Consider the following 23,928-nt stretch of genomic DNA (forward strand, 5'->3'; position numbering starts at 1 on the left):
ACCCTCCGACGCCGGGGATCAGCCGGCCGAGACCTCCGCGCGCTTCGGCAGGCGCCAGTTCGGACGGACGAAGTGGCAGGTGTAGCCGTGCGGGTGCTTGATCAGGTAGTCCTGGTGCTCCGGCTCGGCCTCCCAGAAGTCCCCGGCCGGCTCGACCTCGGTGACGACCTTGCCCGGCCAGAGTCCGGAGGCGTCCACGTCGGCGATGGTGTCGAGCGCCGTCTGGTGCTGCTCCTCGGACCGGTAGAAGATCGCCGAGCGGTAGGCACGACCGACGTCGTTCCCCTGACGGTCGCGCGTCGACGGGTCGTGGATCTGGAACAGGAACTCGAGGATCTCGCGGTAGGTGATGACGCTCGGGTCGAAGACCACCTCGACGGCTTCGGCGTGGTCGCCGTGGTTCCGGTAGGTCGCGTTCGGGGTGTCGCCGCCGCTGTACCCGACGCGGGTGGAGATGATGCCCGGCCGGCGTCGCAGGAGTTCCTGCGCGCCCCAGAAGCAGCCGCCGGCGAGGATCGCGGTCTCGGACTGGGTGGTGTGGGTGGTGTCGCTCATGCTCTGCTCCTTCGTCACGCGGACTCCCCATCCTCGTCCTCGGACCTGGATGCCGTCCGGGTCGCGAGCACGACGACGTCCTCGGTGCGCACGGTCGTCCCGTCGGGCAGTGTTGCGTCGCGAGGACGTCGCTCGGCGAGGTCCACGCTCCAGGCAGCGGGGTCGAGCTCGAGCTGCACGACGACGTCCTCCGGTCCGGGGAACACTCGACCGGCGTGCACCGGCGCACCACCGGGGACCTCGCCGTGCTTGACGACGAGCAGGTGGCCGCCCGGCGCGACCGCCGTCGTCGCGGTCCGCAGGATCGCCTCCTCGTCGAGCGCGACCGGCGAGTGCAGGAAGTGCGACGTGACGAGGTCGAACGTCTCGTCCGGGACCCACGTGGTCAGGTCGGCCTGCTCCCAGCGGACCATCCCGTCGAGCCCGCGCTCACGCGCTGTGGCGGCACCCCGGTCGAGCGCCACCCGCGAGATGTCGACCGCGCGGACGGTCCAGCCGCGGTCGGCGAGCCAGAGCGCATCCCCGCCCTCGCCGGCACCGAGGTCCAGAGCGCTGCCCGGTGTGAACCGGACTGCCTCCGTGGCGAGCACGGCGTTCGGGCGGAACCGCCACATCGCGTCCTGCTCGCCGTAGCGGGCGTCCCAGTAGGTGGTCGGGTCGTCGGAGTCGGGTCGCGTGTCGTGGTGTCCGTGGTGGGCCATGGGCACAGCCTGCACACCCCCGGTCAGGATCGGCACGCCCCGTTGCCAGACCGGCAAACACCGGACGGGAGGCACGGTGCCGGCCCGCACCGTCCCTCCAGTCCGGTGCGGCGACAGCGCGTGCGGCGCGTCAGTCGGCGGCGCCGCCCTCGGCGAGCCATCCGAGCCGACGGAGCGCCTCCCCGTTCCGGACCTGGACCAGCGCGGACATCACCACGTCCGGCAGGAGGGTCCCCGGACCCTTGACGGCACGCTCCTCCATCCGGACGAGGCAGCCACGCCGGTGCGGCTCGACGTCGATCACGACACGGGCCTCGCCGAGCGGCCACCCCCGCGGTGTGAACACGGCGCGCCGGGGCGGGTCCCACTCGGTCACCGACGTGGTGTCGTCGACGACGAACGGCCAGACGCCGAACGAGTGGTGGATCCGCGAGTCGACGGCGGGCCAGTCCCCCTCGACCCCGCGCATGCGCGACGCTCCCACGACCCAGCTCGGGAACAGCCACCCCTCGGCGAGCACCGCGAACACGGTCTCCGGCGGGGTCTTCACGACACGGCGACGGACGAACTGCATGGTGGCTCCTCAGCGCTGGGCGGTGGTGTGACGGTGCGGGGACGGATCGGGATGCCCGTCGATCGACAGGTCGGGCAGGTCGAGGCCGAACTCGTGGCGGAGCGCACTCCGCGCGGCGTACGCACCCCCGAGGCCGTGCACACTCGGCCCAGGGGGCGTCGACGCGGACCCCAGGTAGACCCCGGGGACGGGTGTCCGCCACGGGTCCGTCGACACGATCGGTCGGGCGGCGAGCTGCACGACGCTCGGCGCCCCGGTGGCGATGTCGCCGCCGACGTAGTTCGGGTTGTGGAACTCGAGGTCCGTCGCGGTCCGCGACGTCGAGGCGAGGATCGTGTCCCGGAACCCCGGCGCGTACCGCTCGATCGCGGCCGTGATCACCTCGGTCTGGTCGATCGTGCTGCCCGCGGGCACGTGGGTGTAGGCCCAGAGCGCGGCCTTGCCGGCCGGGGCGCGCGAGGGATCGACCGCGCCCTGCTGCACGACGAGCACGAACGGGTCACGTGCGTGGCGACCGGCGGCGACGTCGTTCTCGGCGCGGGCGACCTCGGCGCGGGTGCCGCCGAGGTGCACCGTCGGCGAGCGCCGCACGGCCTCGTTCGTCCAGGGCACCGGCTGGGACAGTGCGAAGTCGACCTTCGAGGCGGCGTTGCCGTAGCGGAAGCGTCGGAGCCTCATGGCGTAGCCGCTGGGCAGCCGCTCGCCACCGATGTCCGCCATGGCGCGGGCACTGACGTCGAACACCGAGACCCTGGCTCCCGCGACCTCGTCGAGCGAGGACACCTCGATGCCGGTCTCGATGGTGCCGCCGTGGGCGACGATGTCCGCGGCCATGGCGTCGACGATGCTCTGACTGCCGCCCTCGGGCACCGGCCACCCCCTGGCGTGGGCGTGCACGGCGAGCGCGAGGCCGGCCGCGGACGCCGACGGACTCGGCATCGGGCGGATCGCGTGCGCCATGACGCCGGCGAGCATCGCCGGCGCCTCCTCACCCCGCCACCGGGCGTTCCACCACGGCAGGCCCTGGTCGAGCATCGCCAGACCGAAGCGCACCATCGTGGCCGGGTGCCGCGGGATCTGGAGCAGCGACGAGAGCGAGAACTCGGCGAGCGCGTCGTCGTTCCGCACGAGTCCGCCGACGAGCCGGGCGAACGCCGGCCCGTCGGGGCCGAGCCCGGCGGCGGTCTCGGCGAGCGACCGGTGCGCGATCCCCGCTCGGCCGCCGTCGAGCGGATGCGCGTAGCTGATGTCCGGGGTGATCATCCGGATGCGCCGGTCGAGCTGGAACCGCCGGAAGAAGCCGGACACCGCGCCCATCGGGTGCACGGCCGAGCAGATGTCGTGCCGGAACCCCGGCAGGGTCAGCTCCTCGGTCCGGGCGCCGCCGCCGATGCGGTCATCGCGCTCGAGCACGGTGACGCGGAGCCCGGCACGCGCGAGCACCACCGCCGCCGCGAGACCGTTCGGGCCGGCACCCACGACGATGGCGTCGTCGCCGTCTCCACCCGCACCCGTCCGGGCTGCGTGCGCTGGGCTCATGCGCGCTTCCGGAGGCCCACGAGCAGTGCGCCGACCCCTGCCGCTGCGGCACCGACCGCCGCGGCGTAGGAGACCCGGCGGTGCTGGGTGTACCAGATCTGCGGGCTCGTCTCCTTGGCCTTGTCGCTGAAGATGCCGCGGGACCCGTGGTCACCGGCGACCGGCTCGTAGAGGTTCGTCGGCAGCATCGGCTCGTGCTTGTCCGGGGCCTGCTGGCCCGAGTACCCGGTCTTCGCCAGGTAGTGGTCGAGGATCCCGGCGACGAACCGGTTGCCGATCACGGTCAGCACGGTCGGCTCGCCGATCCAGCTCCGGGCACGGGGGTGTTCGGCCACGTCGGCCACGGCGCGTGCGCAGGTCTCCGGCTCGAAGATCGTCGGCACCGGCTGCGGGTGGTCGGGGAGCTGCGACTTCACCCAGTTGAACTGGATGGTGTTCATGGCGGGCATGTCGACCTGCGAGATCCGGACCGGGCTCTTGTCGTGGATCAGCTCGGTGCGGACCGACTCGGTGAACCCGGTGATGGCGTGCTTCGACGCGCAGTAGGCGGCCTGCAGCGGGATCCCCCGGTGTGCCAGTGCCGACCCGATCTGGATGACGTGGCCACTCCGCCGGGGCACCATGCGCTTCAGGGCTGCACGGGTGCCGTTCACGAAGCCGAGGTAGTTGACGGTCGTGGCACGCTCGAAGTCCTCGGGCTCGGTCGTCAGGAACTCGCCGAAGACCCCGACCATGGCGTCGTTCACCCACAGGTCGATCGGTCCGAGCTCCGCCTCGACACGCGTGGCAGCGGCTTCGACCTCGGCGTTCACGGCGACGTCCGTCGGGACCGCGAGCCCTCGCTGGCCCCGCTCCTCGATGTCGGCGACGGTCCCGGCGAGTCCGTCGGCACCCCGGGCGAGCACGGCGACGTCCCATCCCCGGTCCGCGAGTTCACGCACGATGGCGCGTCCGAGTCCTGCGGTGCCTCCGGTGACGACGGCGATCTTCGACGGCAATGTGTTCCCTTCCCACCCGGGACGTCCGCCACCGGGAGCGTCCGACGGTAGTCCCCCGGATCGGTCCGAGGCTCAGCGACGGCGACGCACTGTCCGGGATGGGACGATGGTGGCATGACCGCCACCCTCGTCGCCAAGGGCCTCGCCGGCGGGTACGCCGCCCGGACGCTGTTCGACTCCCTCGACCTGACCGTCGCCTCCGGGGACGTGGTCGGGGTCGTCGGAGTGAACGGCGCCGGCAAGTCCACGCTCCTCCGTCTCCTCGCCGGCGTCGACGAACCCCTCGCCGGATCCGTGTCGCTCTCTCCGCGCGATGCCTTCGTCGGGTGGCTGCCGCAGGAGCATGAGCGCGTCGAGGGCGAGACGATCGGCTCCTACGTCGCGCGGCGGACCGGATGCGCGTCCGCGACGGCCGACATGGACGCCGCGGCCGAGGCGCTCGGCGACCCGACCGGTGGTGACGCGGCGGCCGATCGGTACTCGGTTGCGTTGGAGCGGTGGCTCGCCTCGGGTGCTGCGGACCTCGATGACCGCGTCCCCGTCGTGCTCGCCGACCTCGGCCTGACGCTCGGTGGCGGCGGCACGGACGGCGGCGGCAGTGACGGCGGCAGCGGCGGTGTCGGCGGCGCTGCCCTCACCGCTGACTCCCTGATGACCTCGCTCTCCGGCGGTCAGGCCGCCAGGGTCGGGCTCGCCGCACTCCTGCTCTCCCGCTTCGACATCGTGCTGCTCGACGAGCCGACGAACGACCTCGACCTGGACGGCCTCCAGCGACTCGAGGACTTCGTGCGCGGACTCCGGGGTGGCGCCGTGCTCGTCAGCCACGACCGCGAGTTCCTCGCCAGGTCCGTCACGAGCGTCCTCGAGCTCGACCTCGCGCAGTCCTCGAACCGGCTGTTCGGCGGTGGGTACGACTCCTACCTCGAGGAGCGCGAGATCGCCCGACAGCACAAGCGCGATGCGTACGAGGACTTCGCGAGCACCAAGGCGGACCTCGTCTCGCGAGCGCGCACGCAGCGGGAGTGGTCGAGCCAGGGCGTCCGCAACGCGATGAAGAAGAGCCCCGACAACGACAAGATCCGCCGCCGGGCGGCCACCGAGTCGAGCGAGAAGCAGGCGCAGAAGGTCCGGCAGATGGAGTCGCGGATCGCCCGGCTCGACGAGGTCGAGGAGCCCCGGAAGGAGTGGCAGCTCGAGTTCACCATCGGGCAGGCGCCACGGTCATCGGCCGTCGTCTCGACGCTCTCCGACGCGACGTTCACACAGGGTGACTTCACCCTCGGGCCCGTGTCGCTGCAGGTCGACGGCGGTGACCGGATCGGGATCACCGGACCGAACGGCGCCGGGAAGTCGACGCTCCTCCGCGCGCTCCTCGGACGTCAGGCACCGACCACGGGCACGGCCGCCCTCGGCTCGAGTGTCGCGGTCGGCGAGGTCGACCAGGCCCGGAGTGTCTTCACCGGGCAGGAGTCGCTCGCGAGCCGGTTCGAGGACCTCGTCCCCGACCTGACGACCGCCGAGGTCCGGACGCTCCTCGCGAAGTTCGGCCTCCGCGCGGACCACGTCGCCCGGGCAGCCGGGGAGCTCTCCCCCGGCGAGCGCACCCGCGCGGGCCTCGCGCTCCTGCAGGCCCGTGGAGTGAACGTCCTGGTCCTCGACGAGCCGACGAACCACCTGGACCTCGCCGCGATCGAGCAGCTCGAACAGGCCCTCGAGTCCTACGACGGCACACTCCTGCTCGTCACACACGACCGCCGGATGCTCGAGACGGTGCGGCTACACCGCCAGTGGGTCGTCGAGGCGGGCCGGGTCACCGAGCGCTGACGCGCCCGCCCGCCGGACGGGAGGGACGGTGCGGCCCCGACCCGCGCCTCCAGTCCGTTGGGTGGTCGCCGAGGCGAGACATCCCCAAAGCGACAGATCGCCGCGATCTGTGCGCGGAGTTCGTCGCTTTCCCCGCAAGTCACTCCCGTGCACACACCGCGTCGAGCAGTGACGCGAGACCGGCCACGACAGGAGCGGTCAGACGCGGCCGCTCGGGCCGTCAGCCAGATGAACGACGTGCACCACGCCCGCCCCCACCAGTGGCACGACGGCGAACCAGGTGATCCAGTGCGGCCACACGTCGGAGCCGGCGTACAACAGCCCGCCCGTCGTCCCGAGGAACGCCGCCGTGACGAGGTGCATCGTGACCATCGACGCCCACATCGCGACGCGCAGGGGGCGTCCGACGCAGAACGTCCACACCGTCATGACGGCACTCGCGAGCGCGATGCTCGCCGGCAGCTGCCACGGCAGCCCGAAGTCCGGCCATCCGGGATGCGCTTGCAGGTCACCGAACGTCCGGTCCGCGTCGGTGGGCAGGTGGTAGCCGATCACCGCCGCGTGGATGTCGGCGAAGATCACGACGCCGAAGAGCAGCAGGACCGAGGCGAGCGCAACCGTCCCCGCGGCCATGCGCAGATGCCAGAACCACCGCAGCTCGCGTGCGTCGAGGGTCGCCTCAGCCCGGGCGTTGTACGCGCGTGCCCGCCGGACACCGGCGCCCCTGGTGGAGCCCACGACCGCCTCAGCGCCGCACGAGCTGGTCGATGGACTGCCGGAAGACCGCAAGGACCTCCCGCATGACGTCGTTCGTCGCGAACATCTCGAGCTGCACCCTCCCGCCCGGCCGATCGACCGGCCGGAACCAGTCGAGATCACCGGCGCGGACGAACTGCTGGCCCATGCGTGTCCGAGGCACCGCGAGCTCGAATCGGGTCCACCGGCCCTCCGGCCACGCGCGTTCGACGGCCCACCCTGCATGATCCGGGATCGGCGGCACGTCGCCCACGGCCGCGACGCGTGCATCGACCTCTGCGCGGTCGTAGTCAGCTGGACCGCCCTCGTCGGTGGCAGCCCATGTGGGTCCGATGCCCATCCACGACAGGAGGAGCCCAAGCGCGAACGTCTCCTGCACCAGCACGAGTGTCAGCCGGTCGTCGGTCGGGAGTTCGTTCGTGGTGAGCTGCGGTCCGGCGACGACGACGACACCGTCCGGACCGAACCAGCCCGACCATGTGCTCCTCCGGCCCCCGCTCCTGCCCTCGGCTCCCATCGAGATCGTGGCACGCTCGCGCACGTCGAGGTACCCGTGGGCCAGGTCGGTCGGCACACCCTTCTCGGTGATGAGATCGAGTCCATGCAGTTCCGCGTAGGTCGGGGCACCCTCGCGGATCCGGAGGAAACGGCCACCACCTCGCGCCTTCCAGAGCGCAGTCCAGGCCTCGTACGACACGCGGATGCCACCGGATAGGTAGCGCTGTTCGGCGGCGACACGGGACAGATCTTCGAGAGGCACACCGCGTCGAGCGCACGCGCCTTCATCGAGTCGAACATCGGTCATGCCTGCTCCTTGAGGGTCATGCCGCCGGCGATCATGTCGAACAGCCGCTCCAAGCGGAATCGGTCTCGAAGCGACGCGCTCATCGTCAGGTCGATGGTGTGCCGACCTGTCGAGACGATGTACCGGGTGACGTTGACGCAGATACCGAGGTCCTCGTACAAGGACTCGACGACGCGCCCACGCAAATCGTCGCTGAACCGCCACGACTGGTCGGCGATCACGTGGGACCATCCCGGGTACGCGAGCGCCTCGGCGATCGCGCGCGCACCGAGGACATGGATCGGCTCGGACGTGGGGCGGACCACGAGCACGCCGTTCGCACGGAACTCCACCTCTTCGGACTCCGGCTCCGCGACCGCGAGGACGGTCGCATGGGAGTCGACCTCCAGCCATGCCTCGGGGACGAGGACGTCCACCAGGGGTGTCGCGATCGAACGCCATCCTGGAACGGTCATCGTGTCTCCTTCCGGCTGCCGGGCAGCACTCTGCGCGTCCTCACCAGTGGAACAGCTCGTCCATGAGGTGCTCCGCACTCTCGCCCATCTTCTCGCCGATCCCGGAGCCGATGATGCCCCCGACGAGACCACCGAGGATCCCACCGACGACTGTGCCCACTCCCGGGAAGATCGATCCGATGGAGGCACCCATCTCGGCGCCCACGATGCCACCCGCGATGCCGCCAGCGGCGGAGACACCGCCGGTGACCGCGGCGTGCTCGGTCGCCTTGCGGTTCTTGTGCGCTTCGGTCCACTCCGGGTGCTCGATGGTGTTCGTGTTGTAGGAGTCGAGGTAGGCGCCCCCGATGGTGGCCACGACTCCGACCGCACCGAGCGCCTTGCCGCCGTACCGCATGGTCTTGGACACGACACCCAGCTCGTCGACGCCGGCGGCGTGTCTCGGGAGTCCCTCGTTGCCTGGTACCACTCCGGGCGTTGACGCACCACGTTCGGTGAAGTTGGTGTCGTCGAGCGTCGACTGCACCGCGACATGCCGCCCCTTGGACTCCAGGAACCCCCAGACCTGCAGCTCGCCGATCAGCGCGTCCTTGAGGTCGTCGTAGTTCTTCATGAGCGAGCCGGCGACACCGATCACTCCCCCTGCCCGCGGTTTGTCGTTGAGAGCATCTGCCACCTCGCCGAGTTCTCGCCGGGTGTGCCGGGCGAGCCTCCGGAGGGTCGCCGCGCAGTCTGCGTCTGCCGCCTCGACCGTCGCGTTGAAGGCCCGGATTCGTCCGTTCAGGCCCTCGGCGGCGGTGGTGTTCCTGCTGAGGTCGGCCTCGGGGTCCTCGGCCGCGGTCGCTGCCGCAGTGTTCGCCGAGCCGATGTCGTCGACGAGTGCAGTGCGCACCACCGCGAGGTCTGCGATGGTCTGCGCATACGTCAGCAGTGCCGACCGGGTGCTCGTGGCGTCCTGACCGATCGCGTCGGCGGCCTGGCGTGGACCGCGCATCGCATCGTGCACGTGCGCCGACTCCGGCGTCTCGTACACCCGTGGCGCGATCAGCCAGCCCCAGGTGGCCTCGAGCGTGTCCATCGCTGCGTCGAGCGTGGTCCGGACCGCGCTGAATCCCTGCGCCGCTGCATCGATCGCCGCGGCGTCCGGCAGCGTCGCGATCCCAGCGGTCGACACACGGGGGACCACCGGCGACGGAGAAGGAGCGGGAGACGGCGTGGGCGTCGAGGTCACCGGGGTGTCGTCGACCATGTCACGACCATGTGCTCGTCGCCCTCGACGTACGCGTCGACAGCATGCGACACGGCTGAGATGTTCGTCCGGAGCCGTGCACGCGTCGCCGCGATCTCGGCTTCGAACAGCTCTGATCCGAGCGACAGCAATGCTGCCCGCGTCCTCGGTCCGGTCACACCGTGCGCCTGCTCGATGCTCTGCGCGGCCGCCTGCATCGTCGCGCGCATGCCCTCGTCCGCGTCGGTCCGAGCCTGCGTCAGGACTGCCCGAGCTGCCCCCGGATCGATCAGCCAACCATCCACGAGTCCTCCCCCTTGTCCCAACCCACCAGTATCGTGTGACATACCATGGTTCAGATGGGGAATGAACGCAACTCGATCGTCCCTCACGAGCGCCCGTAGCGCCTGGAGCGCCTGATCGGTCGCACCCGGCCGACCATCGCCGGGCCGGAGCGACGGTACGGGCTGGCACCGTCCCTCCAGTCCGTCAGTCGGCGGCGTGGGCGTCCGCGAGCTCGAGGATCTGACGCTGGTTGCGCACGATCCACGCCGCGCTCCGCGAGCGCCAGGCGAGGCGCCACTCAACGGAATCGTCCGCGGGCACGGTGTCCGGCGCGACCTCGAGGCGCGTCGCCTCGTAGGCGGCGTCCCGGATGGCGTAGTCGACCATGCCCCTGACAACCGCCGCCCAACCATCGCGGGGCACCCCGTACGCCCTGAGGAAGACCGCGAGCAGTCCGGCCTTGGCCGCCAGGTCCGTCGCGCCCGACGCCACGTCGACCTCGGGGTCGTGGAACCGCAGGTCGAGCCAGCACGTCGCGGCGATCTCGTCGACCCGCACGATCGGCCCGGCGAACTCCCAGTCGATGAGCGAAACGGTCGCCGCCGACGTGGCGATGACGTTCCACGGCCCGGTGTCCCCGTGCCCGATCACGAGGTCGCCGAGGAACGGTGCACCGTCGACCGGCCTCGGCTCCTCGGCGCGGAACTCGAAGGGCTGCCAGACCTCGGACCCGGTCCTGACGACGTCGACGCCGGCGTCGTGCACGGCCCGCAGGAGCCGCGCGAGCGATGCGACCTGATCGGCGTCGAACACGGCGGCGACCAAGGACTCCCCCGGGACGAACGTCGTATCCTCGGTGTCGGGCGAGGTCGGCGGCAGCGGCGCCGGGAGGCCCTCGATGCCCGCTGCCCCGAGATGCGCCAGCAGTCGGTGCGTCGTGTCGGACCACGGTCGACGCGGCCGCGAGACCCGTTCCGCAGTGACGGTCACCGGTTCATCCGCCATCAGTCCCCCGATCCCCACCGCCCCTGCCAGCTCCCGACACCATCAGATCGCCGACGCCGACCGCCACGACCACCGGAGCGCATCCGGCAGGAGCACACCGCCGTGGTTCGGGCTGTGTCCGCCGTCCCCGACCACCAGCCGGAAGTCCCATCCGGCACGCGCGAACGCCGCCGCTGTCTCCAGGCTCTCGGCGAACCAGTTCGCCTGGGGCTCGTTCCAGTGCAGGTCGCGGTGGGCGGCGTGCAGGAACACGCGGGTCGGTCGCCGCGGTCCGGTCGCGATCAGGCCCGGGTAGGGGTTCCCACCCGACATCTGGGCGAAGCTCGCGTTGAACGCGATGACCCGTCCGATGCCGTCGGGACGGAACCACGCCGCGGTCAGCGCTGCGTTGCCCCCGCTGCTCCCGCCGCAGATCCCCCGCATCATCGGGTCGGATGACACCCGGTACCGGTCCTCGACGAGCGGGAGCACCTCGTCGACGAGAAAGCTCCCGTACGTGTCGTCGAACGCGTCGTACTCGGCGTTGCGGTGCTTCGTCGGCACGCCGTCGACGTCGATGATGCCGGGGTCGACGAACACACCGATCATCGGCGGGAGCTCGCCGGTCGACGCCAGGTTGTCGAGGACCGTTCCCGCTCGGACGTCGCCGTCCGGATCGAGGTACCACCAGCCGTCGTTGCAGAACAGGACGGCAGTCTCCTCGGCGGCGTCATGACCGGCGGGGCGGTGGATCCACACCCGACGAGACGTCCCTGGGAAGCGGGTACTGGCGTCCATGCGCAGCTCCTCGATCGTCCCTGGCCGCACGTCCGCTCGGGTCGCCGAATCGGGTCCGAGGACGTACACGACGTCGTCCTGCGACGTCGGGATCGGGGCGAACGGCACGGTCGTGGGCACGTCGCGACTGTACCGAACCGTGCGCCGCGCGACCAGCGACGGACTGGAGGGACGGTGCGGGCCGGAACCGCGCCTCCCGTCCGGTGGTCGGTACCGTCTGCGATGGTCCGCGCTCACATGCGGTCGGGCACCGTGATCCCGAGCAGCCCCATCCCCGAGGTCAGGACGTCGAGCGTGACCACCGCGATCCGCAGACGCGACCGCCGGAGCTCTGGGTCGGCTTGCAGGATGGGCGAGGTCTCGTAGAAGCGGGAGAAGTCCTGTGCGAGCGCGAACAGGTGTGCGCAGAGGACGTGCGGTTCGTACGACCGCCCCACCGCGGCGACGACCGACCCGTAGCCCAGGAGGTCGAGGACGAGCGCGCGCTCCGACTCGTTCGTGACGAGGACCGGCGACCCCTCGAGCAGCGCATCCTCGTCGGACGGTGCGTTCGCGACGAGCGACCGGATCCGCGTCGCGGCGTACTGCAGGTACGGCCCGGTGTTCCCCGTGGTGGCGACCATCCGGTCCGCGTCGAAGACGTAGTCGGTGTCGTGCGCGACCGAGAGGTCGGCGTACTTGACGGCGGCGATGCCGACCGACTCGGCGATCGCATCGCGAGCCCCGTCGGACAGGTCCGGGCGTTCCGAGAGTGCGTCGCGAACCCGGTCGACGGCGTCGTCCAGGAGCGACAGGAGCCGCACGGAGTCACCGGACCTCGTTCGGAGGATCTTGTGGTCGGCACCGAGGACGCTCCCGATCCGCACGTGCACCGTCGGCACCGAGTCCGGGAGCCAGCCGGCCAGCCGCGCCGTCTCCCACACCATCTCGAGGTGCTGGCTCTGTGTCGTCCCGATGACGTAGACCAGTCGGTCGGCGCCGAGGTCGCGGACGCGGTGCCGGACCGTCGCGAGGTCGGTGGTCGCGTACCCGTAGCCGCCGTCGGACTTGCGGATGATCAGCGGCGAGGGCTGGCCGTCTCGCCCGGTCCGGCCGGGGAGGAACACGCACAGCGCGCCGTTGCTCACGGTCGCGATGCCGGCCGCCTCGAGCTCATCGCAGATCGCCGCGAGGTCGTCGTTGTAGGTCGACTCCCCCGCGAGGTCGTCGTCGGTGAGCGTCACGTCGAGCCGGCGGTACACCCGGTTGAAGTAGTCCTTCGACCGACCGACGAGTTCCTGCCAGATGCGGAGCGTCTCGGTGTCGAGCGCCTGGAGCAGGACCACACGGTTCCGCGCACGCTCGGCGAACGCCGGATCGCCGTCGAACGCCCGACGAGCGGCCTGGTAGAAGGCGTTCGGGTCCGATCGGAGCAGTGCTGCCTCGTCGGAGTCGGCGCCGACGTCGAGCAGGTGTTCGATGAGCATCCCGAACGGCGTCCCCCAGTCGCCGATGTGGTTCTGCCGGACCACCCGGTGGCCGAGTGCGTCGAGCGTGCGCGCGATGCTGTCGCCGACGATCGTCGTCCGCAGGTGTCCGACGTGCATCTCCTTGGCGACGTTCGGCGCGGAGTAGTCGATCGGGATCGTCTCGGGTTCGACCGACGGGACACCGAGCCGTGCGTCACCGGCCAGCTCCACCAGTCGGGCACTCAGCCAGGCGTCCGTGAAGGTGAAGTTCAGGTAGCCGGGTCCGCTGGTCTCGACGCTCGCCACGCCCTCGAGCCCGACGGCCCGGAGCGCCTCGGCGAGGTCCCCGGCGATGTCCCTCGGCAATCGTCGCAGGTCCCGGGCGAGCGCGAGTGCGCAGTTCGACTGGGCGTCCGCGAACTGGCTCGGTCGGAGTGCCGGGTCGACTCCCGCGCGGTCGGCGCCGAACGCGTGCACGACCGCAGCGTTGACGAGATGCTCGAGGACTTCCAGGGGCGATGCCATCCGGCAACGCTACCGGGCGCGACCGCGCTCCCGGACGGGAGGGACGGTGCGGGCCGGCACCGTCCCTCCCGTCCGTCGGACGGTCGCGTCGGTCACGCGACCCGGTCGGCGTCCGGTCAGCGCGCGGTCAGCGTCCGGTCAGCGTGCGTAGCGGAGCGGCTCGCCCTGCGTGGTCGACGGGTACGCCGCAGCGATCCGCTGCACCGCCTCCCGCAGCGTGTCGGGCGAGCAGGCGAGGTTGAGCCGCGCGAACCCGCGCCCCTCACGGCCGAACCCGAGTCCGGAGTTGAGTGCGACGTACGCGTGTTCCCGGAGCTGCACGGCCGGATCGTCCCCGAGACCCATGCCGCGGAAGTCGAGCCACGCCAGGTACCCCGCCCGCGGGCGGTGGTAGACGACGCCCGGCAGGTGTTCGCCGAGCAGGGCGGCGAGCAGCCGGTCGTTCGCGACCACGCGGGCGACGGCGTCGTCGAGCCACGCGGTCTCGGCGAAAGCGGCGACGTTCGCGTGCAGTCCCAGGATGCTCGTGCGGCAGGCGACCTCGTCGTTCAGGGTGTCGAGGAGTGCCGCCGAGCGGTCGTCGCCCGCCACGACCACCGAGCACTTGACCCCCGCGAGGTTCCACCCCTTGCTCGCGGACGTCACCGTGACCGATCGGGCCCCGTGCGCCTCGGCGATCGGCGCGAAGGGTGAGAACGTCACACCCGGGTGCGTCAGTGGCCCGTGGATCTCGTCGCTGACCACGAGGACGTCGTGCTCCGCAGCCAGGTCGGCGAGCGCCTCGAGGGTCGCACGCGGGTGCACGAGACCGACCGGGTTGTGCGGGTTGCACAGCAGGAACACCCGGACACCGTCGCGGAACGCCGCCTCGAGCCCGGGGAGGTCGAGCGTCCAGTCGCCCCATCGATCCCGGAGCGGTACCTCGTGGACCGTACATCGGGCCTCCTCGACGAGCTCGAAGAACGGCGGGTAGACCGGCGGGGTGATCGCGACCGGGCCGCCGTCCGGCAGGGCGATGCGGAGCGTCTCGACGATGCCGACGCTGACGTCGGTGGCGATGTGCACGCGTGCGGGGTCGAGGTCCCAGCCCCAGCGGTCCGCGACGAAGCGGGCGAACGCCGGGGCGAGGGGGCCGGGGCCGTCGAGGTAGCCGAGGTCCGACGAGCGGACCCGCTCCACGAGGGCGTCCGCGATGCCGGGTGCGATGCCGAAGTCCATCTCGGCGACGAACAGCGGGAGCACGTCCGGCTGGTACCGCGTCCACTTGATGCTCGTCCGGACGCCGCGGATGTGCTCGACGGGGTCCTGCTCATCGATGCGGCTCATGCGGCCATGGTGCTCCGATGTGGGTCGCGGGGCGAACCGGGGCGTCATGGATCGTCGTGATGGGCGCGGAGCGGGCCGCCGCCTGCCTCGCCGGGCGGCCGCCGATTCCGGACTGGAGGCACGGTGCGGGTCCGGCACCGCGCCTCCAGTCCGGCGGTCAGCCGGTGGGCCCGGCCGGGCTCGAACCGACGACATCCACGGTGTAAACGTGGCGCTCTACCAACTGAGCTACAGGCCCCTGCTCCCGCACGGCGGGCGATCCAGAGTCTAGCGGCGCGGCGGAGGTCGACCTCGTCCAGGGCGGAGGTCGACCTCGTCCAGGGTGCCCTCGCTGTGCACAGGGACCGAGTTGTCCACATCCGACGGCGAGCCCGCCCGCACCGCAGTGAGTCCTTGTAGCGTCGGTGGCAACGCGCGACGACGAAGACGACGAACGGTGGCAGGCATGACGACGGCACAGGACAGCACACGGAGCGAGCAGGAACAGCAGGACGGGCGGGGCGGTCGCAGGGCACTCGTCGTCCGCGGCGGGTGGGACGGTCACGCGCCGGTCGAGGGCACGGACCGGTTCCTCGACTTCCTCCGGGGCAGCGGGTTCGACGTCCGGGTCGAGGACTCCCCCGCGGTCTACGCCGACGCTTCGGTGATGGCCGACGTCGACCTCGTCCTGCAGAGCGTGACGATGTCCAGCGCGACCGACGAGCAGGTCGCTGGACTCCGGGCCGCAGTCGAACGCGGCACGGGGCTGGTCGGCTGGCACGGCGGCATCGCCGACTCCTTCCGCGCGAGCGCCGAGTACCTGCAGCTCATCGGCGGGCAGTTCGTCGCGCATCCGGACGCTCCGGTGCAGCACTCGATCGACATGACCGACCTCGGGCATGAGCACCCGATCACGGCGGGACTCGACGACTTCACGCTCGACACCGAGCAGTACTGGGTGCTCAGCGACGACCTGAACGACGTCCTCGCGACGACGACCCACACCGCCCGCGGGCAGTGGGCACGCGCCGTGACGGTCCCGGCCGTCTGGACCCGCGCCTGGGGTGCGGGTCGCATCGTCGTGGTCACCCCGGGCCACGACGTGCAGATCCTCGACCACCCGAGTGTCCGGTCGATGATCGAACGCGGCGTCCTCTGGGCCACCGAGGACCGTCCGGCAACGGCGACGGACGACACCGCGGCGGTCGCCCGATGAGCGAGCAGCACGGCATCGGCATCGTGGGCCTCGGCGTCATCGCCCAGGCCTACCTCGACACGCTCCGCGACCACCCCCGGGTCCGCATCGCCGCCGTGGCCGACCTCGACACCGCTCGGGCCGAGGCCGTCGCAGCGACGCTCCCCGGCACGGACGCCGTGTCCGTGGACGAGCTCTACCAGCACCCCGGGGTCCAGACGGTCCTCAACCTGACGATCCCCGCAGCCCACACCGAGGTTGCCCTCGCAGCGATCGCCGCCGGCAGGTCGGTGTACGGCGAGAAGCCCCTCGCCGTCACCATGGCCGATGCTGACCGGATCATCGACGCCGCCACCGCGGACGGCACCGCCCGCGTCGGTTCCGCACCCGACACGATCCTCGGCACCGGGACGCAGACCGCCCGAGCCGCGATCGACGACGGACTGATCGGCCGCCCGATGGCGGCTGTCGCGACGATGGTCACCCCGGGGCACGAGGCCTGGCACCCGAACCCGGACTTCTACTACCGCGACGGAGGCGGCCCGCTCCTCGACATGGGCCCGTACTACGTCACCGCGCTCGTGCACCTCCTCGGGCCGGTCCGTTCCGTGATCGGTGCGGCGAGCGCGCTGCGGAGCGTGCGGACGATCGGCAGCGGTCCCCGGACGGGCGAGGAGATCCCGGTCGAGACGATGACCCACGTCACGGGCATCCTCGAGCACACGAACGGGGCACTGTCGACGATCGTCACGAGCTTCGATGCCGTCGCGACCACGGCACCGCCGATCGAGGTGCACGGCGAGCTCGCGACGCTCCAGGTCCCGGACCCGAACGGCTTCTCGGGCGACGTCCGGCTCCGCGAGCTCGGTTCCGAGGACTGGCGCACGCTCGACCCGTCGGCGGGCTACGTCGACGGCGCACGTGGTGTCGGACTCCTCGACTTCCTCGACGCGGGAACGGCTGGCGGGGCGAACGCCGCGGGCCGAGCGAACGGCCCACTCGCGCGCCACGTCCTCGAGGTCATGACGGGCGTCCTCCGCTCCGCCGACACGGGCGCCCGGGTCGAGATGGTCACCACGACCGACCGCCCTGCGCCGGTCCCGCTCACTCCGGCCGCGGAGTGGCGCGCGTGACACCCCGACGCGTGAGTCTGCGGGTCAGCATGGCACCCCCGACCCCTCCGATGAACCGGACTGGAGGCCCGACATGCGTCCGACCCGCCGCCGCACGCTGACCGCACTGGTCGCCGTCGCCCTCGCTGTCCTCACCCTGACGGGGTGCGCGGCCCCGGGCAGCGCCGCGCACACGGCGTTCGGGTCGTCCGGCGTCGGCTCGTCCGGCGTCGGCTCGTCCGGCGTCGGCTCATCCGGCGTCGGCTCGTCCGACACCGTGCCGGTCTGGCCAGCGCCGACCGGTCTGTCCGAGTTGCAGCGTCATGCCGATGCGGCAGACCTCCACGACGTCTGGGGTCGGAAGCTCGCCGAGCACATCCACGCACACCTCTCCATCACCGACGACGGCGTCCCGATCACCGTGCCGGGGAACATCGGCCACAGCGACCGCTCGAAGTTCGCCGCCGAGATCCACACCCACGACACCTCGGGCATCGTGCACGTCGAGACCCCGACGAAGCAGGACTTCACGCTCGGGCAGTTCTTCACCGAGTGGGGTGTCGACCTCGGGCGTGGCCGGATCGGCGAACTCGTCGGCCTCGGCCACGGCGGGTCGCTCACCGTGTGGGTGGACGGGCACCGGTACTACGGGGACCCGGCGGACATCGAGCTCGGGGACCTCCAGCAGATCGATCTCGCGATCACCCACGTCGGTCACGTCGCCCGGCAGGCCCCGTCCTTCGACTGGCCGCCGCAGTACCACTGACCCGCCCGACGCTGCCTCCGCACCCGCTCACCCCGAGCCTCAGTCCCCGCCAGCCGTCGAAACGTGCACAACTGTCGGGTGACCACCCCCGACCCGACACTTCGGCACTTCTCAACACTCGCAGCGCGCCACCCGACCCGCCACGTGCCACCCGATCCGAGCCTCCGGTCCCGCCAGCCGCCGAAACGTGCACAACTGTCGGGTCACCACCCCCGACCCGACACTTGGCCACCTCTCAACGGCCGCCACGTGCCACCCGCCCCAAGCCTCCGTCCCCACAAGTGGTCGAGACGTGCGTAAGTGTCGGGTCACCACCCTCGACCCGACACTTCGGCACTTCTCAGTCGATGCCCGAGCTGACCCGAATCTGGCCGACCCGACCCGACCCGAGCCTCCGGTCCCGCCAGCCGTCGAAACGTGCACAACTGTCGGGTCACCACCCCCGACCCGACACTTAGCCACCTCTCAACGCCCGCCGCGTGCCACCCGCCCCAAGCCTCCGTCCCCACCAGCCGCCGAAACGTGCACAACTGTCGGATCACCACCCCCGACCCGACACTTAGCCACTTCTCAACGCCCGCCGCGCCCGCCCCGACCCGCCGGCCGCCGCGTCCGCCCCGACCCGCCGCCCGCCGCGTCCGCCCCGACCCGGGCGCCGGCCTCACCCCAGGTGCCGCTCCCCGGGGCCGTCGTACTCGGACAGCGGCCGGATGAGCGAGTTCGACGCCCGCTGCTCCATCACGTGCGCCGTCCACCCGACCACCCGCGCCGCCACGAAGATCGGCGTGAACAGGTCGGTGTCGAACCCCATCAGGTCGTACGCCGGCCCGGACGGGTAGTCGAGGTTCGGCTCGATCCCCTTCGCCAGCGACATCGCGTCCGCCAATGCGTCGTAGAGCACCAGCACGTCGGGCCGGCCCACGGACGTCGCGACGCGCACGAGCGCCTCGTGCATCGTCGGCACGCGTGAGTCGCCGCGCTTGTAGACCCGGTGCCCGAAGCCCATGATCTTCCGCTTCGATGCGAGGGCGTCCTCGAGCCAGGCGTTCGCCCGCGCTCCGACCTCATCTGCGGAGCCGTCGGTCCCGATCTCCGCGAACACCCCGAGCACTGCCTCGTTCGCGCCGCCGTGCAGGGGACCCTTGAGCGCGCCGATCGCCGCGGTGACCGCCGAGTGCATGTCCGACAGCGTGGACGTGACGACCCGGGCCGTGAACGTCGAGGCATTGAAGGAGTGCTCCGCGTACAGCACGAGCGAGACCCGGAACGCGTCGATCATCACCTCCAAGGGCAGCGACCCGAACGTCATCCAGAGGAAGTTCTCCGCGTACCCGAGGTCGTCGCGCGGCGGCACGATCGACTCACCGCGACGACGACGTTGCGCGTACGCGACGACCGCCGGGAGCACGGAGAACAGCGACTCCGCCTTCGCCTGCTCGGCTGCGGGCGACGAGTCCTCGGCCGCCGGGTCCGCCGCTCCCAGCGCGGAGACCGCCGTCCGGACCACGTCCATCGGGTGTGCGGACATCGGCAGTGCGTCGATGACGTCGACGACGAGCGGGGGCAGCGACCTGAGCCCGACGGACCGCGCGAGGAACCCCGCGAGCTCGTCGTCGGTCGGCATCGACCCGTGCCAGAGCAACCACGCGACCTGCTCGAACGAACAGGCCGCGGCGAGCTCCTGCACCGGGTACCCGCGGTACAGCAACGAGTTCGTGTCGGGGTTGACCTTCGAGACGGCCGTCGTGTCGACGACGACCCCGGCGAGCCCCTTGTGGATCTCCGTCATGATCGCTCCTTCGCGAGTGCGGGTGGTGCAGCGAGAACAGGTGGTGCGGATGATGCGGTCGGTGACCGGTGACGGACTGGAGGGACGGTGCGGCCTGGCACCGTCCCTCCAGTCCGTCACGTCGTCGGGTCCGCGGTGCGGTTGGTCTCCAGGGTGAAGTCGTACACCCCGCCGTCGAAGGCTGCGTAGCCGGCGTAGTCGACGAGCTCGTAGAGGTCGGCGCGGGTCTGCATGCCCGGCACCTCGGCGACGAGCGAACCGTCGGCCAGCAGGGTGTCGAGCGCCCGGTCGATCGCACCCATCGCGACCCGGAGGAGCGACACCGGGTGGATCACCACAGCGACCCCGACGTCCTCCAGCTGCTGCCGGGTGAAGAGGTCGCTCTTGCCGAACTCGGTCATGTTGGCGAGCACCGGGACGTCGAGCGCCGAGCACACGGCCTGGAACTCCGCCAGGGACGCCATCGCCTCCGGGAACACCGCGTCGGCCCCGGCGTCGACGAGCCGCTTCGCCCGGTCGATCGCCGCGGGCAGGCCGTCGATCCCGCGGACGTCGGTCCTCGCCATCACCACGAGCGACGGGTCGCGCCGAGCCGCGACGGCGGCGCGGATGCGGCCGACGGCGGTGCCCTGGTCGACGACCTGCTTGCCGTCGAGGTGCCCGCACCGCTTCGGGTTCACCTGGTCCTCGATGTGCAGGCCCGCGACCCCGGCGTCCTCGAGGGTCTGGACGGTCCTGGCGACGTTCATCGGCTCGCCGAACCCCGTGTCAGCATCGACGAGCACCGGCAGGTCGGTGTTCCGGCCGACCTGGGCTGCCCGCGTCGCGACCTCGGTGAGCGTCGTCAGACCGATGTCGGGCAGGCCGAGCTCGTTCGCCATCACCGCGCCGGACAGGTACACGCCGTCGAAGCCCTTGCGCTCGACGAGCCGGGCGGTGAGCGGGGTGAACGCGCCGGGGAACACCGCGATGCCGGGCGCCGCCAGCAGCGACCGGAAGGCAGCACGCTTCTCCGACGGTGTGACGCTCGACGACAGCATCAGAACAGTCCCCTCGTGGCGGCGGCCTGGTCGACGTCGTCCAGGTACCCGTCCGGAGCGACGACCTGGAGCTGCCGGACCCCCTCGGCGTCGAGTGTCGGCAGGGAGTCCGCGAGGGTCAGGAACCGGTCGATCTCGGTGTCGGGCAGGATCCCGGACGCGAGGGTCCGGAGCTTCTGCGCGTACTCCGCGCGACCGAACGGTGCGGCGCCGAGCGGGTGGGCATCCGCGACCGCGATCGAGTCCTCGATGATGGTCCCGTCGGTGAGGGTGATGACGATGCGGCCGCCGAACGCCTGCTCGGCGGGGTCGAGTGAGTGGTACCGCGCGGTCCACCCCGGGTCCTCGACGGTGGTGATCCGGTTCCAGAGCGCGACGGTGTCCGGCCGGCTCGCGCGCTCCGGCGTGTAGGAGGCCTCGTGGTGCCAGGTCCCGTCCTGCAGGGCGACCGCGACGATGTACGGCACCGAGTGGTCGAGCGTCTCGCGGCTCGCGGTCGGGTCGTACTTCTGCGGGTCGTTCGCTCCGGAGCCGATCACCATGTGCGTGTGGTGGCTCGTGTGGATCACGATCGACACGACGCGGTCCGGGTCCCCGGTCTCGGGACGCGTCCGGTGGAGTCGCCGTGCGAGGTCGATGAGCGCCTGCGCCTGGTACTCCGCGGAGTGCTCCTTCGTGTAGGTGTCGAGGATCGCGCGTTTCGGCGTCCCCGGAGTCGGAAGCGCGACGTCGTACGACCCCGACGGACCGTCGAGGAGCCAGGCGATGACGCCGTCCTCGCCCTCGTAGATCGGGTTCGGGCTCGTCTCGCCGCGCATCGCCCGGTCGACCGCCTCGATCGCGACCTTGCCGGCGAACGCCGGGGCGTACGCCTTCCAGCTCGAGATGAGTCCCTTCCGGGACTGCCTGGTGGCCGTGGTGGTGTGCAGCGCCTGGCCGACCGCGTGGTAGACGGTCGTCGTGTCGAGGCCGAGCATCGTCCCGATCCCGGCGGCGACGCTCGGCCCGAGGTGGGCCACGTGGTCGATCTTGTGCGCGTGCAGACTGATCGACCGGGCGAGGTCGACCTGCACCTCGTAGCCCGTGAGGATGCCCCGGAGGAGTGCGGCCCCGTCGAGCCCTCGGTGCTGGGCGACGGCGAGGAGCGGCGGGATGTTGTCGCCGGGGTGCGAGTACTCGGCGGCGAGGAACGTGTCGTGGAAGTCGAGCTCCCGCACCGCGACGCCGTTCGCCCACGCGGCCCACTCCGGGGAGACCGTCAGGTCCGTCGGCAGCCCGGTCACGGCGGCTCCGGCGCCGCCGATGGACGCGGGGTGCGCGAGTGCCTGTGCCCGCGCGGTCACGACGGGCCCACGGCGGAGCGAGGCCGTGCTCACGGCGGCGTTGTCGACGATCCGGTTCGAGACCATGAGCGCCGCGTCGATGTCGACCGGGGCACCGTCGGTCGCGATCTCGGCGAGGCGCCAGGCGAGCTCCTGCTCCCGGGGGAACCCCTCGTCGCTCGGGTGCGTACGGACTGCATCGGTCGTCATCGACATCCCCCTTGTCTACACGACGCGACCGAGCCTCCGGTGCAGGTGCCTGCGCGGAGCAACCGCACGGAGCAACTGCGCGCCCTGACGACGAACGCACCGTCGGACGACCGCGCAGTCATCGTCCGCAGTTCGGCCCCCGGGTCACCCGGGCCGCGCCGGGCCGGGCAACGCCGCGCCGCGCCGCGCCGGGCCGCCCCGTCATCCGCGCAGGTCCGGCCCGTCGAGCGCCGCGATCGTCTGGAACGGCCGCTCCACGTGCGCGAAGTGCCCGCAGTCGCGCAGGAGGATGGTGCGGGCCCCGGGGACCATCGCCGCGAGACGCCCGAGGTCCGCCACGTCGGCGAAGATGTCGTCGGCACCCGCCACGGCGACGACCGGGCACCGGATGCCCGCCCACCGCCGGGTGTCGTACGCCGCCCCGGCGCGCGCCGCGGACACGAACCCCACGGGGCGGATCTCGGCCAGGAACGTCCTGGTCACGGAGGGGTCGAGACGCAGCACGTGGCTGAACACCGGCGCCGAGAGCAGCGGGAGCAACCCGATCCGGGCGAGACCGTGCAGGATGCGCGTCGCCCGGTGCGGCAGCACCGTGAACCCGGCGCGGAGCAGCACGAACGCGGGCAACCGGACGAGTCCGTGCAGTGGGCGGCGGGCGGCGTCGATCGCGGCGAAGGTCGTGCCGGAGACGATCGCGACGCGTGTCACCCGCGACGGCAGCGTCACCCCGAGGTGCAGCGCGATGAACGCACCCATCGAGTGCCCGACGACACCGAAGCGGTCGATCCCGAGCGCAGCCGTCACCGCGACGACGACGGACACCGCGTCGTCGAGGCCGAGCGGTCCGGTGGCCGGCAGGGGGGAACTGCCCCAGCCGGGGAGGTCGATGAGCACGACGGCTCCGCGAGGGCGTCCGAGGACGTCGGCGGCCGAGAGCATCGGCGTCCACGTCGTCCACGAGCCGGCCACGCCGTGCAGCATCACGTCGACGTCGACGTCGCGCTCGTCCGTGCCACGGTGATGCACGACGACGTCGCCCAGCACGGTGCGGACGACGAGCCGCGTCAGCCCCAGAGCTCGAGCGTCATCGGTGATGGGGAGCGGCGCGTACCGGACACACGTCGGCGGATGCACGTCGATCAGACGGGCCGATCGCTCGGACGGACAGCTCGCTCAGCCGGACAGTCGGCTCAGACGTGCGCGGGGGCGATGCGGTCGAGCGCCTCGCGGTACTCGGTGACGTCGCGCGCGAGACCCGGCTCGGTGATGACGGAGGCCCGGATGCGGCCGTCGACGTCGATCACGAACGTCGCACGGTTCGCGAAGCCCTTCTTCTCGAGGAACACGCCGTACTCCTTGGACACCGCTCCGTGCGGCCAGAAGTCCGCGAGCAGCGTGAAGTCGTACCCGTTCACCTCGGCGAAGGACCGCAGCGTGGCCTTCGAGTCGACGGAGATCCCGATCAGCTCGACGCGGTGGTCGGCGAACATCTCGATGTTGTCGCGCAGCGTGCAGAGCTCCGACGTGCAGGTGGACGAGAACGCCAGCGGGAAGAACACCAGCGCGACGGGACGGACGCCCCGGAAGTCGCTGAGGACGACGTGCTCCCCGAACTGGTTCGGGAGGTCGAAGTCCGGAGCGAGCGAGCCGATCTCCAGTGCCATGGTCTGTGTCTCTTCCCCGGGTGTCGGTCCTGATCGGACCCGACCCGTGC

General features: G+C 71.5%; 23 protein-coding genes and 1 tRNA gene. 4 read left to right on the forward strand and 20 right to left on the reverse strand.

Annotated elements, in window-relative coordinates; all coding sequences use genetic code 11:
- Positions 1–18 precede the first annotated feature (18 nt).
- The 5 genes from msrA to ASF23_RS02225 form a co-directional block, all read right to left on the reverse strand.
- Complete coding sequence (msrA, locus tag ASF23_RS02205; protein WP_055949119.1) at positions 19–555, reverse strand: peptide-methionine (S)-S-oxide reductase MsrA; 537 nt, start codon at positions 553–555, stop codon at positions 19–21.
- A 14-nt stretch (positions 556–569) separates the two neighbouring features.
- Positions 570–1,256 carry a class I SAM-dependent methyltransferase gene (locus tag ASF23_RS02210; protein WP_055948236.1) on the reverse strand — a complete coding sequence of 229 codons (687 nt, stop codon included), beginning with the start codon at positions 1,254–1,256 and terminating at the stop codon, positions 570–572.
- Between the two features lie 130 nt (positions 1,257–1,386).
- Entirely contained in the window at positions 1,387–1,830 is a 444-nt protein-coding gene (locus ASF23_RS02215) for an SRPBCC family protein (RefSeq protein ID WP_055948239.1), read from the reverse strand.
- Between the two features lie 9 nt (positions 1,831–1,839).
- Positions 1,840–3,369, reverse strand: coding sequence for a phytoene desaturase family protein (locus tag ASF23_RS02220; RefSeq protein ID WP_055948242.1), 1,530 nt, complete (start codon positions 3,367–3,369; stop codon positions 1,840–1,842).
- Entirely contained in the window at positions 3,366–4,367 is a 1,002-nt protein-coding gene (locus ASF23_RS02225) for an SDR family oxidoreductase (protein ID WP_055948245.1), read from the reverse strand. The genes ASF23_RS02220 and ASF23_RS02225 overlap by 4 nt, the downstream gene beginning before the upstream one ends.
- Positions 4,368–4,481: 114 nt before the next feature.
- On the opposite strand from ASF23_RS02225, the gene ASF23_RS02230 reads away from it, so the two are divergent.
- Positions 4,482–6,191: an ABC-F family ATP-binding cassette domain-containing protein gene (locus ASF23_RS02230; protein ID WP_055948248.1), complete on the forward strand. Its 1,710-nt coding sequence runs from the start codon at positions 4,482–4,484 to the stop codon at positions 6,189–6,191.
- A 198-nt stretch (positions 6,192–6,389) separates the two neighbouring features.
- Here the strand turns inward: ASF23_RS02230 and ASF23_RS02235 are convergent, their stop codons facing one another.
- From ASF23_RS02235 to ASF23_RS02280, 10 genes are all read right to left on the reverse strand, one after another.
- On the reverse strand, positions 6,390–6,929 hold the full coding sequence (locus ASF23_RS02235; RefSeq protein WP_055948251.1) for a hypothetical protein: 540 nt from the start codon (positions 6,927–6,929) through the stop codon (positions 6,390–6,392).
- A gap of 7 nt (positions 6,930–6,936) precedes the next feature.
- Positions 6,937–7,752, reverse strand: a complete 816-nt coding sequence (locus tag ASF23_RS02240) for a hypothetical protein (RefSeq protein WP_156364045.1) — start codon at positions 7,750–7,752, stop codon at positions 6,937–6,939.
- Entirely contained in the window at positions 7,749–8,207 is a 459-nt protein-coding gene (locus ASF23_RS02245; RefSeq protein ID WP_156364048.1) for a hypothetical protein, read from the reverse strand. The genes ASF23_RS02240 and ASF23_RS02245 overlap by 4 nt, the downstream gene beginning before the upstream one ends.
- A gap of 40 nt (positions 8,208–8,247) precedes the next feature.
- A complete protein-coding gene (locus ASF23_RS02250; RefSeq protein ID WP_156364050.1) occupies positions 8,248–9,456 on the reverse strand; it encodes a hypothetical protein in 1,209 nt (402 codons plus the stop codon).
- Entirely contained in the window at positions 9,435–9,740 is a 306-nt protein-coding gene (locus ASF23_RS02255) for a DUF6507 family protein (RefSeq protein ID WP_055948263.1), read from the reverse strand. Before ASF23_RS02255 ends, ASF23_RS02250 begins: the two co-directional genes overlap by 22 nt.
- 184 nt (positions 9,741–9,924) lie before the next feature.
- Positions 9,925–10,710, reverse strand: coding sequence for a phosphotransferase (locus ASF23_RS02260; RefSeq protein ID WP_156364052.1), 786 nt, complete (start codon positions 10,708–10,710; stop codon positions 9,925–9,927).
- Between the two features lie 57 nt (positions 10,711–10,767).
- Positions 10,768–11,622 carry an alpha/beta hydrolase gene (locus ASF23_RS02265; protein ID WP_082473716.1) on the reverse strand — a complete coding sequence of 285 codons (855 nt, stop codon included), beginning with the start codon at positions 11,620–11,622 and terminating at the stop codon, positions 10,768–10,770.
- A gap of 113 nt (positions 11,623–11,735) precedes the next feature.
- Complete coding sequence (gene argS / locus ASF23_RS02270; RefSeq protein WP_055948269.1) at positions 11,736–13,475, reverse strand: arginine--tRNA ligase; 1,740 nt, start codon at positions 13,473–13,475, stop codon at positions 11,736–11,738.
- Between the two features lie 138 nt (positions 13,476–13,613).
- Entirely contained in the window at positions 13,614–14,801 is a 1,188-nt protein-coding gene (locus ASF23_RS02275; protein ID WP_055948272.1) for a MalY/PatB family protein, read from the reverse strand.
- A 165-nt stretch (positions 14,802–14,966) separates the two neighbouring features.
- A tRNA-Val gene (locus ASF23_RS02280) sits at positions 14,967–15,039 on the reverse strand.
- Positions 15,040–15,246: 207 nt separating this feature from the next.
- Here ASF23_RS02280 and ASF23_RS02285 point away from each other — a divergent pair.
- From ASF23_RS02285 to ASF23_RS02295, 3 genes are all read left to right on the forward strand, one after another.
- Entirely contained in the window at positions 15,247–15,996 is a 750-nt protein-coding gene (locus ASF23_RS02285) for a ThuA domain-containing protein (RefSeq protein WP_055948275.1), read from the forward strand.
- Positions 15,993–17,108 carry a Gfo/Idh/MocA family protein gene (locus ASF23_RS02290; RefSeq protein ID WP_055948279.1) on the forward strand — a complete coding sequence of 372 codons (1,116 nt, stop codon included), beginning with the start codon at positions 15,993–15,995 and terminating at the stop codon, positions 17,106–17,108. Before ASF23_RS02285 ends, ASF23_RS02290 begins: the two co-directional genes overlap by 4 nt.
- Positions 17,109–17,181: 73 nt before the next feature.
- The gene (locus ASF23_RS02295) at positions 17,182–17,853 is read left to right on the forward strand and encodes a hypothetical protein (RefSeq protein WP_055948282.1); all 672 of its coding nucleotides are present in this window, start codon (positions 17,182–17,184) and stop codon (positions 17,851–17,853) included.
- Between the two features lie 661 nt (positions 17,854–18,514).
- On the opposite strand, the gene ASF23_RS02300 is transcribed toward ASF23_RS02295, so the two are convergent.
- The 5 genes from ASF23_RS02300 to ASF23_RS02320 all read right to left on the reverse strand — a co-directional run bounded on the left by ASF23_RS02300 (position 18,515) and on the right by ASF23_RS02320 (position 23,878).
- On the reverse strand, positions 18,515–19,642 hold the full coding sequence (locus ASF23_RS02300) for a bifunctional 2-methylcitrate synthase/citrate synthase (protein WP_055948285.1): 1,128 nt from the start codon (positions 19,640–19,642) through the stop codon (positions 18,515–18,517).
- Between the two features lie 116 nt (positions 19,643–19,758).
- Positions 19,759–20,682 carry a methylisocitrate lyase gene (gene prpB, locus ASF23_RS02305; RefSeq protein WP_055948287.1) on the reverse strand — a complete coding sequence of 308 codons (924 nt, stop codon included), beginning with the start codon at positions 20,680–20,682 and terminating at the stop codon, positions 19,759–19,761.
- Positions 20,682–22,214, reverse strand: a complete 1,533-nt coding sequence (locus ASF23_RS02310) for an MmgE/PrpD family protein (RefSeq protein WP_055949124.1) — start codon at positions 22,212–22,214, stop codon at positions 20,682–20,684. The genes prpB and ASF23_RS02310 overlap by 1 nt, the downstream gene beginning before the upstream one ends.
- 201 nt (positions 22,215–22,415) lie before the next feature.
- Entirely contained in the window at positions 22,416–23,348 is a 933-nt protein-coding gene (locus ASF23_RS02315; protein WP_055948290.1) for an alpha/beta fold hydrolase, read from the reverse strand.
- A 56-nt stretch (positions 23,349–23,404) separates the two neighbouring features.
- Positions 23,405–23,878 (reverse strand): peroxiredoxin, encoded by a 474-nt coding sequence (locus ASF23_RS02320; RefSeq protein WP_055948293.1) that lies wholly within the window; start codon positions 23,876–23,878, stop codon positions 23,405–23,407.
- Positions 23,879–23,928 lie beyond the last annotated feature (50 nt).

It is taken from the genome of Curtobacterium sp. Leaf261 (genome assembly GCF_001422205.1).
GTDB lineage: Bacteria > Actinomycetota > Actinomycetes > Actinomycetales > Microbacteriaceae > Curtobacterium.

Coding starts and splice junctions, on each gene's coding strand:
- ASF23_RS02275 (WP_055948272.1), bottom strand. CDS start 14,801: ATGAGCCGCATCGATGAGCAGGACCCCGTCGAGCACATCCGCGGCGTC.
- ASF23_RS02230 (WP_055948248.1), top strand. CDS start 4,482: ATGACCGCCACCCTCGTCGCCAAGGGCCTCGCCGGCGGGTACGCCGCC.
- ASF23_RS02250 (WP_156364050.1), bottom strand. CDS start 9,456: ATGGTCGACGACACCCCGGTGACCTCGACGCCCACGCCGTCTCCCGCT.
- ASF23_RS02290 (WP_055948279.1), top strand. CDS start 15,993: ATGAGCGAGCAGCACGGCATCGGCATCGTGGGCCTCGGCGTCATCGCC.
- ASF23_RS02300 (WP_055948285.1), bottom strand. CDS start 19,642: ATGACGGAGATCCACAAGGGGCTCGCCGGGGTCGTCGTCGACACGACG.
- ASF23_RS02240 (WP_156364045.1), bottom strand. CDS start 7,752: ATGACCGATGTTCGACTCGATGAAGGCGCGTGCGCTCGACGCGGTGTG.
- ASF23_RS02215 (WP_055948239.1), bottom strand. CDS start 1,830: ATGCAGTTCGTCCGTCGCCGTGTCGTGAAGACCCCGCCGGAGACCGTG.
- prpB (WP_055948287.1), bottom strand. CDS start 20,682: ATGCTGTCGTCGAGCGTCACACCGTCGGAGAAGCGTGCTGCCTTCCGG.
- ASF23_RS02220 (WP_055948242.1), bottom strand. CDS start 3,369: ATGAGCCCAGCGCACGCAGCCCGGACGGGTGCGGGTGGAGACGGCGAC.
- argS (WP_055948269.1), bottom strand. CDS start 13,475: ATGGCATCGCCCCTGGAAGTCCTCGAGCATCTCGTCAACGCTGCGGTC.
- ASF23_RS02295 (WP_055948282.1), top strand. CDS start 17,182: ATGCGTCCGACCCGCCGCCGCACGCTGACCGCACTGGTCGCCGTCGCC.
- ASF23_RS02310 (WP_055949124.1), bottom strand. CDS start 22,214: ATGACGACCGATGCAGTCCGTACGCACCCGAGCGACGAGGGGTTCCCC.
- ASF23_RS02320 (WP_055948293.1), bottom strand. CDS start 23,878: ATGGCACTGGAGATCGGCTCGCTCGCTCCGGACTTCGACCTCCCGAAC.
- ASF23_RS02245 (WP_156364048.1), bottom strand. CDS start 8,207: ATGACCGTTCCAGGATGGCGTTCGATCGCGACACCCCTGGTGGACGTC.
- ASF23_RS02285 (WP_055948275.1), top strand. CDS start 15,247: ATGACGACGGCACAGGACAGCACACGGAGCGAGCAGGAACAGCAGGAC.
- ASF23_RS02210 (WP_055948236.1), bottom strand. CDS start 1,256: ATGGCCCACCACGGACACCACGACACGCGACCCGACTCCGACGACCCG.
- msrA (WP_055949119.1), bottom strand. CDS start 555: ATGAGCGACACCACCCACACCACCCAGTCCGAGACCGCGATCCTCGCC.